We start from the raw sequence: 15416 nt of genomic DNA, 5'->3' as shown, positions 1-15416 counted from the left end.
ATGTTTACTACTTTTATAATTGCTTTTATTATCGGTGGATTGATATGTGTAATTGGTCAACTGCTGATGGATGTGGGTAAATTAACGCCTGCTCATACATTAAGCATACTTGTTGTTACAGGTGCAATCTTAGATGGCTTTGGCCTATATGAACCCCTTATTGATTTTGCTGGCGCAGGCGCAACAATCCCTATTACGTCATTTGGTAATTCCTTGACACATGGTGCTTTGGCAGAAGTTGAATTGCATGGCTGGATAGGAGTTTTAACTGGAATGTTCGAAGTGACGAGTTCAGGTATTAGTGCAGCTATTCTATTTGGATTTATTGGCGCTTTAATTTTCCGTTCTAAAGGAAATATCGACTAGTTCAAACGCCCTCTTCTTTCTGTAAACCGTTGCATACAATACGGTTAGAGAGAGGAGGGATTTCTTATGTCTGGATTCTCAGGTTATGGTTACGGCTACGGCGGTGGCTTTGGCGGCGGAAACGAATGCTACTATGGCGGCAACCGCGGCAATGGCTCAACGTTTATCCTAATCGTTGTTCTGTTCATCTTGTTAATTATTGTCGGAGCAAGCTTTATCTAAAGGGGGGACTTAAATGCAAAGCTCATTCTTTCGAAAAATTGAAGGAAAAACGGGCGTACCAATGGAAGATGTACTTGCATTAGCAAACGCTATTCAATATGCAGATTTTCAAGACGAACGCCAAATTCGCCAAATTATTCGTAAAGTTTCCCAACTAGCAAATAAACCAGTAACAAAAGAGCTAGAAGAAAAAATCGTCGCATCTATCTTAAAAGATGGTAAATCTTTAGATTTAAATAAAATTCAAAAAATGCTATAGCATACAATTATATTTTCAATAATATAATAACTTAAGTCGGAAAAATGTCTTTGCAGGAAAAGTTATAGTATAGGAGGTGGTTGTGATGGGCTACATTCTACCAGTTCAGCCTTTACAAGCAACGCAATATGCAGAACGTATGAACATGAAACCGTATAATTTTGCTCATGTAAATGCAATAACAAAAGTAAAGAAGCAATCTCATTTTGAACGAGAACTTGAAAAGCGTGCTGAACTCACTGGAAAAAAATTGAACAATGAAAAAAACAAAAATCGTTGGAACTCCCTTCAAGTCCATCAACAATTCATCCATCCTAACCCAGCAGATTTACCAAAATTTGAACTAAAGGTTACTGATAGAGGTAAATATTACAGTAAATATGTTTAAAAAACACTATAGACGATTATCTAACAGGTACTTCGAATAATAAAAAGGAGCCAATCCATGGTTGAGTTTGCAATCAACCGTGGATGGCTCTTTTTGTTGTAGATCTTAGTTTTATATCTAATTATGATCTTTATAACCAAAAGTGATAGAACAAATAAAACATTTACTAAATAAAAAAGCTACTAAAACGTTATTCAGCGTTTTAGCAACTTATTACTAGAATTCCTTTTCCATTGCGCGATGTGGAATGCCAGAATCCAAAAATTCAGGTGATGTAATAATATAATTTTGTTTTTCGTAGAAAGGAATAGCATGTGTTTGAGCATTTAGCTTCACTTTTGCTAATTGATGACCTTTAGCGAATTTCTCTAAGTGTGTCATCATTAAAACACCGATTTGCTTTCTTCGAAAATCAGGTAAAACACAAACGCGGTCCACTTTAGCTATATTACCGTCAACTATTTGTACTCGACCTGCTGCAATCGGTACTACGCCATTGTATGCTACGAAATGTGTTGCTTCACTATCGTATTCATCTTTTTCTAAAGGTAGAGGAACACCCTGTTCTTTAACGAAAACTTCCTCCCGAACAAAGAAAGCGTCTCGTAACTCTTTCTCTGTCTCAACAATTTTAGCAAAAACCAAAAATTACTCAGTCCCAGACAGTCGGAAAGTTTCGTAAACCGTCCAAGAACCGTCTTCTAATTGATAAAGTAAATGAATACGATCAATAACTTCTTCTGAATCGACATCTGTCATGCGTAGTTGACCATAAATATCATCGTGTTCACCTGAGGACATATCTTGTGCAATTGTAATATGCGGCACAAATTTATATTCTGGTTGTTGTCCGAATGATTTAGCATGCAATGCTTCATGTAATTTTTGAAGCTGTTCTGTTGCTTCCACTTTTAGATATATAGCATTGTTCACTGGCGCAAATGAACTTACTTTTGATACGTGTATTGAAAGCGGTTTAAACTGTTTACTAATTTCTTGAACCATATTAGTAACGTCGTTCACTTTTGAATCATCTACTTCAAAGCCACTTTTTAAAGTAATATGAGGTGTGATTTTAGAAAAATGCGTGTCATATCTTTTTCTATATGAATTCGCAAAATCTTGTAAGTTCTTAGATGGAAATGCAACGATACCGTATTTCATTATTCCGTACCTCCTAAGTAGTTTTATATAGTTTTTCTTAATTTTCAGTATAACAGAAAAAAGGTAATATTCATTATGAAATCCATGTTATCTGCTAAAGTTTTGTTTTATGACACGTTTTAAGTCAGGTTGCCAAAACTTCCATGAGTGATTTCCTTCGAATTCATCGTAGAAAGTAGAAAAGCCTTTGTTGACAATCAACTCATGTAATTCGCGGTTAGGAGTTAGAAAATCCTTCACACTCTTATCCAGTGTTACTACCTCGTGTTCTTTTTTACCAATTACGTGATAAATAGAAAAAGCACTAACATCTTGTACTTGGTGCACTCTTTCTAGAACATCGTCATTTACTAGAGGTGACTGCATTAATACTTTACCAAAAATATTCGGATATTGTATTGCTGCTAGTAAGGATACTGTTGCAGCCTGCGAATCTCCAATCAATGCGCGGCCCATACCCATCTGATATGTGGAATAATGCTCATCTATATAAGGAACAAGTTCATGTGCTAAAAATCGTAAGTAAGCTTGGTGTTTTTCTCCATTTGGCAAATATTTTTGCCGTCGATCCTCTACGCTTTTATAAGGTATACCTACAATTATTAAATTTTCAATTTCTCCCTGTTCTAAATAGTCATCCACTACTCGAGAAATACGACCGAGTTGAAAATAATCTTTACCATCGGATGCGATTAAAACTGAGTATTTATAAAGTGGTGAATAGTTTGCAGGTAAGTAAACTAATAGATGGATATCCTCTTGTAAGGATTCGCTGAAAAAATCTATGTCTGTAATTGTGCCACGAGTCAAAACTGTCACTCCTTCATTTTTCTGTACGAAGATTGTAACATATAAGAAAGTAAAGGTATAATGGTAATCATAAAGAACTATATATAGAAATGAGGATGGGTCATGTATAATAAAAAACTTCAAGTTTCATCAGAAGTTGTCGCTAAAGCAGCACGTGATGCTTTAGAACGTCGCGGTGTTACATTAAAGGATATCGCGGAAATTGTGTATGAAATGCAATACGCATATAATGATGGACTATCACTAGATCATTGCATTGAATCTGTTGATAAAGTACTCTATAAACGTGAAATTCAACATGCAATTTTAGTTGGGATTGAGTTAGATGAATTAGCAGAGAAAAAGTTATTATCGGCGCCACTACAACAATTAGTTGAGTCAGATGAAGGACTATTTGGCGTTGACGAGACAATCGCTCTAGGATCAGTATTTACTTACGGTAGTATTGCTGTAACAACTTTTGGACATTTAGACAAACAGAAAATCGGAATAATACAGCAGCTTGATACTAAAGCTGGAGAGGGTGTACACACATTTCTAGATGATTTAGTAGGTAGCATTGCTGCATCTGCTGCATCACGCCTTGCACATCGTATTCGTGATCTAGAAGAGCAAGGGAAATCAATCAAAGACATTGATCCAAAAGGTACTTCAACAGTTTAATAAAAATCTAATCAATACCCAGACCTCTGCCGAAGACTGGGTATTTTTTTACGTTAAATGCTGAAAGTAAGCTGATAACTAATAGTTTATGTTAAGATTGCAAGGGTGATGACAATGAAAAAATGGGGACTCCTTCTTATCAGCTGTCTAGTATTCATACTACAAGCATGTACAGAAGCAACAGAGACAAAAACAAATGACTCAAAAAATCGAATCGATGTCGAAGTGGTAAGTATTATGGATGGTGATACGATTAAAGTGAAATACGACGGAGAAACAAAAAAAGTACGTTATTTATTAGTAGATGCACCTGAAATGTATCATAAGCAATTAGGGGAGCAACCTTTTGGACGAGAAGCACAAACTCGTAATCGTGAAATATTGAACAACGCAAAGCAAGTTTCAATTGAATTTGATGTCGGTGAACATGAAGATAAATATGGTCGCCTTCTAGCTTACATATATGCGGATGGGAAAAGCGTTCAAGAGCAACTGATTCGGGAAGGTCTTGTGCGTGTTGGCTACATTTATGAGCCGAATACGACAAATGTGAAAGCTTTTGAGAAAATACAAGATGAAGCAAAATCATCAAGAAAAGGTATTTGGCAATATGATGGCTATGTAACAAACCGAGGCTTCGATAAATCGGCCGTGAAAAATGGTCTGCCTACTGAAAGACAATCTAAAACCACAAATAAATCCGATAACTCATATCAATTTAACAAAGCTAGTTGTTCTATTAAGGGTAATATTAATAGCAAGGGTAATAAGCTTTATCATATGCCAGGTTCCAACAATTATGATGTAGTAAAAGAAGAAAAAATGTTCTGTACTGAAAAAGAAGCGGAGCAAGCAGGGTTTAAAAAAGCCAGTTAGAAAATGAAAAGGAACTTCTCGCATTTGCGAAAAGTTCTTTTTTTATCTTTACTCGAAACTTTTTGGCTTTGCATCATTTAGTGAAAATAATACATCGTCCGTCGGTTCCATAAGTATAACCCCTTTCAAATTAACTTTATTATGTAGTGTAGAAATAAAAGCGTAATACATCAAAAGAGTGAGATTAAGTTCAACCAAATGAAGGAGTTAAGTGATTTTGATAGATGCTAATATTCTTTCAAAGGGGTGGTTAGTATGAGTAGCGAATGGTCGGCAAGTATGCAAGTGGTTCAAGTAAGAGTTGCAAGACCTACAGATCAATTACAACAATTAGAGCGTTTTTATTGTGATGGTTTAGGGTTGAATAAAATTGGGGCATTTACCGGGCGGGGCTATGATGGTTTATTAATTGGACTTCCAAACGCAACATATCATTTGGAATTTACACAACATATAGATGGGAGTCCTTGTCCAGCACCCTCTAAAGATAATTTAATAGTATTTTATCTCCCAAATCAGCAACAGATTGATGTGATTATCAAGAGATTAAGTGAATTAGGCTATAATACAGTTCCTCCAGAAAATCCTTATTGGGAGAAGGAAGGTAATACAATCGAAGACCCTGATGGATGGAGAGTTGTGTTAATGCATACAGCTGGAATTTAATATGATACTCTAAAGTAAAGTTGGTTTAGGGGGTGCTCATATGACTGAAATTTGTGTAGTTAGGCATGGAGAGACAGATTGGAATACACTTGGAAAATTGCAAGGTGTAACGGATGTGCCTCTCAATAACAGAGGTATCCAGCAAGCAAAAGAGTGTGGTGTGTTTTTCAAAAATGCTAACTGGTCTGCAATTTATACAAGTCCATTATTAAGAGCTAAACGTACAGCAGAGATAATCAACGAACAATTACACATACCGCTCATAGAAATTGAGGAGTTTAAAGAACGTTCTTTTGGTGACGCAGAAGGTATGGACATGGAAGAACGTATAAAGGTATTTCCAAATAAACAATACTCAAATCAAGAATCTTTGGACGCATTGCTTGCAAGGTTACGAAACGGGATTGTTGAAATTCACGAGCAGTATCCAAATGACAGAGTTATTCTAGTCGCTCATGGAGCGGTTATTCATGCACTTTTTACATTACTCGAGAATGGTGATGCTTTTCCGCAGGAAGTACGATTAGCAAATGCAGGAATCAGTTATATTTCAATTCAAGATGACAGATGGCTACTAGGTGATTTCAACCAATCAGCGCATTTATCGCAAGTCAGTGAAATAGGAAAGATTTAAGATGTGTATGATTTTATGCACATCTTTTTTATTTTAGATATAGATTCCCACTATTCTATAGACGAGCTATTAATTAAGGTGTTTTTTGAATTGCAATTGGCGTATTTTTAATAGGATTACGATATCACCACTGAGAGATAGATTATTTACTTTAGACATCTATTCATACATAAGAATATAAGCTTTTGAAAGAGATGGTCATTTTACATTAATAAAGGTACTAGCCTTTTTAAATTTTTTTCGAAATCAATATTTTAGGAATTATTTGAAACGAAATGATACGTTCGTTTGTCTAACGGTTGCCTAAGAGAGGAGAAAGCAAATGTTTCAAAATACACTAGTGAAAAAAGCGCAGCATGGTAATGATCAAGCATTCCTCAAGTTAATACATACTGAAAAAGATAAGCTTTATAAGATGGCTTTCTTGTATGTCAAAAATGAAAATGATGCTTTAGATGTTGTGCAAGAAGCGATTTATAAAGCGTATATATCAATCGAACAGCTGAAAGAGCCGAAGTATTTTTCTACTTGGATTACACGGATTTTGATCAATGTTGCACTGAACTTTATCCAAAAATCGACGAAAATCATTTCCATTGAGCAAGAGGTTGTTGAGCGAATTGAGTCTAAGGCAAAATTCCCGTTAGAAGATAAAATGGATTTACTACTAGCGATTGAACAGTTAGAAGAAAAATATAAAACAGTCATAATCCTTAGGTATTACAAAGATTTATCTGTTAAGCAAATTTCAGAACTACTCGACTATCCAGAAGGAACAGTCAAAACAAATTTACATCGAGCTTTGAAGAAACTAAAACTGGAATTCAAGGAGGCGTGTGTTAATGAATAAACAATCATCAGACATAAAAAAAGCGATTGATGATATGAAAGTGCCGACTGAAAAATTAGATGAATCGATTGAAATGGCGATGAAGCGAGGGAAAGCAAGTCGGAAAATCCGCAAAAGCAAATGGAAACCAATCGTTGGTGCAGCTGTAGTAGCAGGATGTCTTTTTGTCGGTTCAGCATTTGTTTCTCCAGCGATGGCTAAAGTCTTATCTTCCATCCCCTTAATTGGCCATATTTTCGATACCACAGGAGATAAAGGTTTGAAAAAAGTAACTGATCAAGGGTTATCAAATGCAGTGAATATAACGAGTACGGATCAGGATATTACTCTCACTATTCAGGACGTTTTTTATGATGGAACAAGGCTATCTATAAGTTATTTACAAAGTGATACACAAAATTTAGGTGAGTTTGATTTAAAAGTAAATGGTGAGCGTATTAATTTTGGCGACAGCCGTACGGGTAAAAAACTGGCTAATGGCCAATATGCAGGTATTATGAATATTAAAACATTTGACGCCTTACCGGATTCTTTTGAATTAAGTATGGACTTAAAGATGATAGGAGAAACAGCCGGCAATTGGCACTTTGATGTGCCGGTGACAAAATCTAAAGCAAAAGTAAAAGAAATTATGGTTAATAAAACGGGCATTATCGATGATACTAAATATAAAGTAAAATCGATTCAAATGGGGCCTGCAGGTGTAAAGGTGAATATTGATATATTTGAAGAGTCGATTATGTATGAGGATAGAGTTTTAGAAATGTATGTATTAGATGATGATGGCATACCTCTACAAACAATTACAGGTGCCTCTGGGACTGGTTCTGAAGATGGTAAAGTCATGCATATGGAATATTTATTTGCACCACTAGAAAAAGAAGTATCGACTTTGACCGTTAGCCCGTTTTATATAAAAATACCGGTAGAGGGTGAGCCAAGTGAAAAGACATTGGATGTAAAACATTTACCAATTATACTAGATCAAGGGAAGATTGGCAAAGTAGTTGTGACTGATTTAAAAATAGAGAAAAATCAACTGTTGCTTTATTTTGAAGCACAAAGTGATTTTCCTTATGGAGCCCATTTTGACTACAATCGTATTTGGGTTGAAGATGCTAAAGGAAATGATTTAACAAGTGATGAAAAAGGGTATGCTGAACGAATTTCAGGCAATCGATACGTCCAAACATTTGATTTGCCAGATGAAGACGGAAAATTGACAGTAAAGGCTGTGCAAATGCCATTTATGGAATTGAAAAAAGAAGCACAAGTAAAAGTCCCGCTTAAGTAGTCAGGTTTTAATAGAATAAATTTGAACTAGAAAACTGTAGCTAGGGTTCCGCTTTTACAAGATCAATGAACAAGTGATACATCTTCTGCCATGTGCAGAAGGCACCTATTGACATAAAAGTCCGAGGGGAAATGTTCAGTGTATTTCGTATGCACTGATTTTTTCCTGCTCGAACTTTTTTGCATTTTAGATGAAATAGGCAGTTGAAATGAATTTTTAAAGTATATAAACAAAATAAGTCGCATGCATAAAAAAGGAAATAGTATGTCAGGTATTAGTAAAATTGTTTCAGCTTATATTTGGACAGCTTTAATATTGTTCATATTTATTATTTCTGTTCCTTTAAGCTCCTCTTAAATGAGGAGTTTTTTTGTAGAAAAATAGGGAATGCGCAGAAAACGTCAATATTTGCAACTTTTATGATTTCTTTTTTTGATGTTGGTTATACTACTTTGAAATGAATTTGCTTTGATTCATTTTTAATTTCCCCAACTTGCATTTGTTTTATGACAGTTTTCTTTCTTTGTATTTTTGTGGAGTTTGATGGTTGTGAAAAGCGATCTGTTTGGAACGAGAACCAAATTAAGAAGCAAAATTCAAAAGTTGCCTGTTGTGTATTAATAATTACAACTTTTATTTTTGAAGGTCTGCAAGAATTCCCTTCTAATGTTTAACAATTCTATAGTTTTGTAAATTAAAAACCCTACCTACTATATTAAAATGGTTGGTATTTTGTCGAAAAATAATTCATTTGCAAAAAAGTTTGATATTGACAAGGAGATGTTAGATTTATCAATGGATTGAGCCGATAATTAAGGGCATTATTACACCAAAATATATATATTTCGACAAAATTCGATAAAGAAAACGAATATTTTTGCGAAATTGTGAACGCTAATATTACAGGATTGTAAAAGTTGTTATAGAATATTAAAAAATAGCAGATATTCTATTAAATTATTGTTAAGCTAATTTAGCGTTCAGAACAAATCTACGTTTTGACACTAACTTTTTCAGGAGGAATTTATGTTTAATCGAAAAAAGCCAGATCCATTCTTTGAAGCTTTAGCAAATATTGCTGTAAATGTGCAGGAGGCAATGCATTATGCCAATGACTTCCGCATTCATAGTTTGGAAGACTTAGAAGAAATTAGCAAACGAATGAAAAAATATGAAACGGATGGGGATTCTCTCATTCATGAATTAATCGTGATGCTTAATAAATCATTTATGACCCCAATTGAGAGAGAGGATATTCTAGCGCTTGCCAACAGTATGGATGACGTTCTTGATGGTATGGAAGAATGTATTGCACACTTTGACATGTTCGCGTTAATCGATATCGATGAATCAATGAATACATTTATCAGTTATATTGTGAAAAGTGCTGATGAAATTGTAAAAGCAATGGAATTATTAAAAACGAAAAACTTAATTGGTATGCGTGATCATGCCATTTTAATAAAAGATTATGAAAGCAAATGTGATGAAGTGCTTCGTACGTCCATTAAGCAACTATTCTTGCATGAAAAAGATCCAATCCAACTAATCAAGTTCAAGGATATCTATGAACAATTAGAGGATATTGCAGATGATTGCCAAAATGTAGCGAATACTATGGAAACTATTATTATGCGTAATGCATAGGAGCAGGAGTCACGAATGGATACAATACTCTTATTAACAGTTCTTGTTGTTATTTTTGCACTGACATTTGACTTTATCAATGGTTTCCATGATACGGCAAATGCCATTGCTACGTCAGTTTCAACACGAGCATTGCCACCGAAAGTAGCTGTAATGATGGCAGCAGTTATGAACTTTATCGGGGCAATCACTTTTACAGGTGTTGCAAAAGCAATCACGAAAGACATAGTAGACCCTTTCGCATTGTCAAACGGTTCTGTCATCATTTTAGCTGCATTACTTGCGGCAATTATTTGGAACTTAGTTACTTGGTATTACGGAATTCCGTCTAGTTCATCTCATGCAATTATTGGTGCTATCGCTGGTGCGGCTATTGCAGCAGCAGGCTTTGGTATCTTGAACTACACAGGTTTCTTGAAAATATTACAAGCTTTATTAATCTCACCATTTATTGCTATTGCGGCTGGTTTCTTGATGATGTCTTTATTCAAAGTCATTTTCAAAAATGCCAATTTATATCGCACAAATAAAGGAATCCGTTATTTGCAAATTTGTACTGCTGCACTTCAATCGTTTACACATGGAACGAATGATGCGCAAAAGGCAATGGGGATTATGACAATGGCTTTAATCGCTGGCGGATTACAATCTGGTGATGATATTCAAGGTTGGGTTCGAGTTTCCGCAGCATTAGCAATGGGACTTGGTACGTCAATCGGTGGTTATAAAATCATCAAAACCGTTGGTGGTAAGATCATGAAATTGCGTCCTGTTAATGGTGCAGCAGCTGACTTAGCTTCTGCTTCAGTTATCTTCGGTGCAACATTAATCCACTTGCCAGTTAGTACTACACATGTTATTTCTTCCGCTATTATGGGGGTAGGATCTGCACAACGTGTTAAAGGTGTTAAATGGGGAGTGGCCCGTAAAATTATTTTAACTTGGATTATTACGATGCCATCAGCAGCAGCTATGGCAGCGTTAATATTCTATATTTTAAATTTCTTCTTCTAAAAACTTAGTTAATAACTGCCTGACAACTGATCACAAATCGGTTGCAGGCATTTTTTATTTAAACAATTAATTGAAAATATAATTGTTATTGGTAAAAAAGAAAGTGGGGAGCTGAGTAAGTTGATTTCGTTTGAAGTGGGTTTTAATAGAAAATTTTCTTTTATCATTTCATCGAATTGATAAACGGCTTTTCGGATACTCTTTGATTTTTCTTGTGAAAATTCTTTTGGTGACTTTTGATTATAACGATATAAGGGCTTACCACCTCGAATTAGTCCTTTTATTATAAAGAGTTAGGTGTAAATCGGAAAGGAAGAAAAACTCAGAAAAAAGATAAAACTAGTTGATTGGAGTGCAGGCGGCGTCTCCTTGGGGAACTAGCGAACATCTTGAGACCCCGCAGGAGCGTTAGCGACGAGGAGGCTCAAGGTTCGTCCCCAGGAAAGCGTCCGCCGGAACGGAAATTAACGTCATCGAAGAAAAAGCCATGGCAGAAACGATTAATCGATTCCGCATGGCTAAAATTCATTTTATGGACTTTTTCAGTGCCCTTCGTTTGAAAGAGCGTTTTTTTTATTTATACACGATATTAAATAGCACGATATTTTTTTAATGCGACGAAATTTAAGGTTATGAATAGGATTGAGAATAATAGTAATACACCTAGATCAATAGAGATATCTGTAAAAGTAAAACCTTTATACATAACGCCTGTTAGTGCATCTGCGGCGTAGTAAAGAGGCATAATTTTGCCAACTGAAAGCAACCAATCGACCATGCCATCCAATGGAAATAATCCTGTAAAGAAAATTTGCGGAACAATAACGAGCGGTATAAACTGTACCATTTGGAATTCTGAAGATGCAAAGCTAGATAATAGAATGCCTAATGATAAGGCAACTAGTGCAAGTAATAAATTAATTAGTAGCACATACCATATGGAGCCGATTAGAACAATATCAAGTATTTTCACCGCATATAAAACGACGATTGATGTCTGAATGATTGCAAAAAGTCCGTAGCCTATTAAATAGCCAAGTACTACTTCGTGACGTCGAATTGGTGTAGCTAATAATCTTTCTAATGTACCTGTTGTCCGTTCCTTTAATAGTGCAATTCCTGCAATGAGAAATACGAAAAAAAATACAAAGAAGCCGACTAGAATCGGACTAATAATATCAAATAACTGTGTATCTTCATCTCCATATACATAATTTGTAGTCACGGCTAGCTCTGGGATTTTACTGGGAATACTGGTTATTTGAAGAGATGTTAGTGCTTGTTTTACCTGCATTTGTAATGCTTTTGCTTTACTAGGTGAATCATTTTGTAATGTTAAAGAAAGCCGCTTATTTTCAATCGTTAGCCAACCATCTAAGTTTTCGGCAAGTGCCTCTTTTTGAGTTAGTTGGTCATACTTTTCTACTTCTATATTTGCTTTTTCTAAGGTTTTAATAATTGTCGTCTCAACACCAACTACTCCAAGTTTTGGAGAGCTATCTTCAGTGTGAAAGATAAAATACATTAAGCTCAAGATGAGTAAAGGTGCAAGGAATAAGAGGGCGAGTGTTCGTTTATCTCTTAGCATTTGCTGAATAATTCTATTCACTAAAGCAATAATTCTCATATCTTGGCACCTCCAGCTCGTAAAAACACTTCATCAAACGTGTCTGCGCCATAAAGTGTTTTTAATTCAGAAGGCGTGCCAGTAGCAATAATTTTACCCTCTCTCATTAAAGAAAGTTCATCACATTTTTCTGCTTCATCCATAACATGGGTTGTTATTAGGATGGTTTTCTTTTCTACTTTTTTCAGGCGTTCGAGCTCTTGCCAAATAGTGAGTTTTAATGCAGGATCAATTCCAACAGTAGGTTCATCTAAAATAAGAATATCTGGATTTTGAAGAAGTGCAATGGCCAGTGATAATCTGCGTTTCATACCACCAGAATAGGTCTCTACCTTTTGGGAAAGAGCATTTGTAAGTTGGACAATATCTGCTGCATAAGCAATGCGTTTGTACCTTTCTGCTTTATTTAAAGAATATAGCTTAGCGAAAAATTGCATATTTTCCATTCCTGTTAAATCGCTATATAGTGCATCAGATTGTGCCATATAGCCAATTTTTTTGAGTAAATTGTAGTTCGGTACAGTTTGCTGCAAAACTTCTATTTGACCTGCATCAGCTTTTAACATTCCTACTATTAGTTTGATTAATGTTGTTTTACCACAACCGGATGGCCCGATTAGACCAAAAATTTTCCCTGAATCAATTGACAGACTGACATTTTGAATAATGGATCTTTTTTGAAAGTGCTTTTGCACATCTGTTAATTGGATTGAAGACATAAGATTCACTCCCTTTTACACATAAATGAATTGAGTTGATTGTACACATAGTCTAATGTAGGATGGAAGATATTACAATGTTAATCTTTGAGTCTAGGGATACTAAATGGATGGAAAAATAATAGAAGAAATTGTGAGCTAAATGGCCATATATGGTGACGTTCGTACAATTAAAATAATCCAAACTAAGCATCGTCTAAAGTTAAGGTAACAAGTATTAGACAATATCCTCATCTATTACCAGTATTAATTCAAGCTCAATATGAAGTATTTAAAGTAACGAGTTTCTCAAATATACGCATATAATTTAAAGCAGGGGATATTAAGAAAATCATAAAGCAAACCGGTTGGGAAATCCAAAGGGAGAATACTATTTATTTTCCTGAATTACTGGATGAAGAATGGGAAGTGAATTTTACTGTAAATGACTATGTTAAGGCGCTTACGGTTGTTGATAGTATCCCAGAAAAGTTTGTCGAATTACTGCAAATAGAGTTTTTAATACTTAAAGAGGTATCAAAAAAACACCATTAAACCAATGCCTTTGAACTTATCCTTCAACTGTACATGACATAAATAGCATCGTCAATAATGATTGAGTTGTCAGTCATTCCAATTCGGTGGAATAACAAAAAACCTTATGAGCCCTTCATTTGATAGAATGGTAGCACAAGGTTTTTTGTTTGAGATTATTGAGTCTTTTGTAAGAATCACTATTCATCATAGTTGTCGAGCGAATAAAAGTCAATATGACTGAACACTTTTAGTGGATTTTGATATTATAAATAATTTAAAACCTCCGGCGGATGTCACTGAATCGGAAAGGAGTTCTTTGTACAAGTACAAAGCCGATTCCGGACGCAATTATGCCGAGGTAAAATTGATTAAAGGCTGACTTGTTATGAAGACAGGGCCAGCCTTTTGTATCTTATAATAATTCTTTACGAAGTTCTGCTGCTGATTTTGGTGACAACAAACCAAATGGGACATCAAATACTGTTTTAGCTCCTCGGTCGCCTGCTTTATTTAATTTGTAAGCGGCACGAGCAAAGGCTACCAATACGCTTGATGTAAAGTATGGATTACTTTCTAAGTTCAAAGAGAACTCCATAATTTGCGTATCCAGCGAATTGGATTCACCACTTCTAATAACGAATCCGCCATGTGGCATACCACCATGATTTAAAGCAAGCTCATCTTCAGAGATGAAATTTACAGTTGTAACAAAATCAGAGAAATAGTTTGGCATTGTTTTTATTTGTTCTTCGATTTGCACTGCATCTGCGCCTTCTCCTAAAACAACGAAACATTCACGAGTATGTTTTTCACGTATAGTCAGTTCAGGATTCTCACCATTACGTACTAGATTTACTGCCTCTTCGATTGGCAAAGTATATTGCACCGCATTTTTGACGCCTTCAATACGGCGAACTGCATCTGAGTGTCCTTGGCTTAGGCCGTTACCCCAAAAAGTATAAGTATTCCCAACAGGTAAAACGGCTTCTCCTAAAAGACGGTTTAATGAAAATAGGCCTGGATCCCATCCAACTGAAATAATGCTCACTTTATTTGCAGGTTCGGCTATTGCATTTACTGCGTCAAAGAAATCGGGTATTTTGGCATGTGTATCAAAACTGTCAATAGTATTAAACCATTGGGCGAAATGCGGTACCTGTTCCGGTAAGTCCATAGCAGATCCACCACATAGAATCATAACATCAATGGCATCTTTAAAGTTTTCTGCATCGTTCACAGCATGTACTGGCACATTAGCACTCGCGATTTTTAAAGAAGAAGGGTCTCGACGAGTGAACACTGCCACTAGTTCCATATCGGGATTTTGTGCAATGGCCCCTTCAACACCACGTCCTAAATTACCATAACCAACAATACCAATTCGAATTTTGCTCAAAGTTGTTCCTCCTAAAAATATGTATAGTACTATCAAATATAATCCCAATTGTACTTTTATTTTTGAAAATTCACAATCATCTAAATAGATTAGTAGTGATTGGTAAGGAAGGTAGTACTTCTAGAGAAGAGAACTTTGATGGAAAAAATAGTGAAAAAGGAGCGTGGATAAAGGCAACTTTCTATTCAATTATGAACGAAAAGTTGCCACTATCCATTTATTTTTAATCTACGGTACTAGGAGTGTAAGTATGTTGCGGTCTAGCTTAACGCCGAAGTCAGTTGATCGTAGCTTAGACAGTATAG

At 35.5% G+C, this 15416-nt stretch carries 18 protein-coding genes; 12 read left to right on the top strand and 6 right to left on the bottom strand.

Annotated features, from left to right (window positions below; translation table 11 throughout):
- The 4 genes from spoVAE to ACZLO7_RS18810 all read left to right on the top strand — a co-directional run bounded on the left by spoVAE (nt 1) and on the right by ACZLO7_RS18810 (nt 1235).
- On the top strand, nt 1-366 hold the full coding sequence (spoVAE, locus tag ACZLO7_RS18825; protein WP_464938310.1) for a stage V sporulation protein AE: 366 nt from the start codon (nt 1-3) through the stop codon (nt 364-366).
- A 66-nt stretch (nt 367-432) separates the two neighbouring features.
- The gene (locus ACZLO7_RS18820) at nt 433-588 is read left to right on the top strand and encodes a YjcZ family sporulation protein (protein ID WP_464938311.1); all 156 of its coding nucleotides are present in this window, start codon (nt 433-435) and stop codon (nt 586-588) included.
- Nucleotides 589-601: 13 nt separating this feature from the next.
- Nucleotides 602-847, top strand: coding sequence for a stage VI sporulation protein F (locus tag ACZLO7_RS18815; protein ID WP_038179588.1), 246 nt, complete (start codon nt 602-604; stop codon nt 845-847).
- An 85-nt stretch (nt 848-932) separates the two neighbouring features.
- On the top strand, nt 933-1235 hold the full coding sequence (locus ACZLO7_RS18810) for a hypothetical protein (protein WP_464938312.1): 303 nt from the start codon (nt 933-935) through the stop codon (nt 1233-1235).
- Between the two features lie 216 nt (nt 1236-1451).
- On the opposite strand, the gene ACZLO7_RS18805 is transcribed toward ACZLO7_RS18810, so the two are convergent.
- The 3 genes from ACZLO7_RS18805 to ACZLO7_RS18795 all read right to left on the bottom strand — a co-directional run bounded on the left by ACZLO7_RS18805 (nt 1452) and on the right by ACZLO7_RS18795 (nt 3209).
- Complete coding sequence (locus ACZLO7_RS18805; protein ID WP_464938313.1) at nt 1452-1880, bottom strand: GNAT family N-acetyltransferase; 429 nt, start codon at nt 1878-1880, stop codon at nt 1452-1454.
- A 3-nt stretch (nt 1881-1883) separates the two neighbouring features.
- Entirely contained in the window at nt 1884-2399 is a 516-nt protein-coding gene (locus ACZLO7_RS18800; protein WP_464938314.1) for a YjcG family protein, read from the bottom strand.
- 87 nt (nt 2400-2486) lie between these two features.
- Nucleotides 2487-3209 carry an alpha/beta hydrolase gene (locus ACZLO7_RS18795; protein WP_464938315.1) on the bottom strand — a complete coding sequence of 241 codons (723 nt, stop codon included), beginning with the start codon at nt 3207-3209 and terminating at the stop codon, nt 2487-2489.
- Between the two features lie 102 nt (nt 3210-3311).
- Here ACZLO7_RS18795 and ACZLO7_RS18790 point away from each other — a divergent pair, with 102 nt between their 5' ends.
- The 8 genes from ACZLO7_RS18790 to ACZLO7_RS18755 all read left to right on the top strand — a co-directional run bounded on the left by ACZLO7_RS18790 (nt 3312) and on the right by ACZLO7_RS18755 (nt 10853).
- Entirely contained in the window at nt 3312-3872 is a 561-nt protein-coding gene (locus ACZLO7_RS18790) for a phosphatidylglycerophosphatase A family protein (protein ID WP_464938316.1), read from the top strand.
- A 114-nt stretch (nt 3873-3986) separates the two neighbouring features.
- Complete coding sequence (locus ACZLO7_RS18785; protein ID WP_464938317.1) at nt 3987-4748, top strand: thermonuclease family protein; 762 nt, start codon at nt 3987-3989, stop codon at nt 4746-4748.
- 255 nt (nt 4749-5003) lie between these two features.
- Nucleotides 5004-5414 (top strand): VOC family protein, encoded by a 411-nt coding sequence (locus ACZLO7_RS18780; RefSeq protein ID WP_464938318.1) that lies wholly within the window; start codon nt 5004-5006, stop codon nt 5412-5414.
- Between the two features lie 40 nt (nt 5415-5454).
- On the top strand, nt 5455-6048 hold the full coding sequence (locus ACZLO7_RS18775) for a histidine phosphatase family protein (RefSeq protein ID WP_464938319.1): 594 nt from the start codon (nt 5455-5457) through the stop codon (nt 6046-6048).
- A 322-nt stretch (nt 6049-6370) separates the two neighbouring features.
- Complete coding sequence (locus ACZLO7_RS18770; protein WP_464938320.1) at nt 6371-6898, top strand: sigma-70 family RNA polymerase sigma factor; 528 nt, start codon at nt 6371-6373, stop codon at nt 6896-6898.
- Nucleotides 6891-8192, top strand: a complete 1302-nt coding sequence (locus tag ACZLO7_RS18765) for a DUF4179 domain-containing protein (RefSeq protein ID WP_464938321.1) — start codon at nt 6891-6893, stop codon at nt 8190-8192. The genes ACZLO7_RS18770 and ACZLO7_RS18765 overlap by 8 nt, the downstream gene beginning before the upstream one ends.
- Before the next feature lie 1026 nt (nt 8193-9218).
- On the top strand, nt 9219-9839 hold the full coding sequence (locus ACZLO7_RS18760) for a DUF47 domain-containing protein (RefSeq protein ID WP_464938322.1): 621 nt from the start codon (nt 9219-9221) through the stop codon (nt 9837-9839).
- 15 nt (nt 9840-9854) lie between these two features.
- A complete protein-coding gene (locus ACZLO7_RS18755) occupies nt 9855-10853 on the top strand; it encodes an inorganic phosphate transporter (RefSeq protein ID WP_464938323.1) in 999 nt (332 codons plus the stop codon).
- 589 nt (nt 10854-11442) lie between these two features.
- On the opposite strand, the gene ACZLO7_RS18750 is transcribed toward ACZLO7_RS18755, so the two are convergent.
- The 3 genes from ACZLO7_RS18750 to ACZLO7_RS18740 form a co-directional block, all read right to left on the bottom strand.
- The gene (locus tag ACZLO7_RS18750; protein ID WP_464938324.1) at nt 11443-12480 is read right to left on the bottom strand and encodes an ABC transporter permease; all 1038 of its coding nucleotides are present in this window, start codon (nt 12478-12480) and stop codon (nt 11443-11445) included.
- Nucleotides 12477-13199: an ABC transporter ATP-binding protein gene (locus ACZLO7_RS18745; RefSeq protein ID WP_464938325.1), complete on the bottom strand. Its 723-nt coding sequence runs from the start codon at nt 13197-13199 to the stop codon at nt 12477-12479. Before ACZLO7_RS18745 ends, ACZLO7_RS18750 begins: the two co-directional genes overlap by 4 nt.
- Before the next feature lie 928 nt (nt 13200-14127).
- Nucleotides 14128-15111: a diaminopimelate dehydrogenase gene (locus tag ACZLO7_RS18740; RefSeq protein WP_464938326.1), complete on the bottom strand. Its 984-nt coding sequence runs from the start codon at nt 15109-15111 to the stop codon at nt 14128-14130.
- Between the last annotated feature and the right edge of the window lie 305 nt (nt 15112-15416).

The sequence above is a fragment of the Viridibacillus sp. d25.2 genome (genome assembly GCF_055456015.2).
The sequence above is the reverse complement of the archived record's forward strand: the minus strand, read 5'-3'. Positions and strand labels throughout refer to the sequence as shown.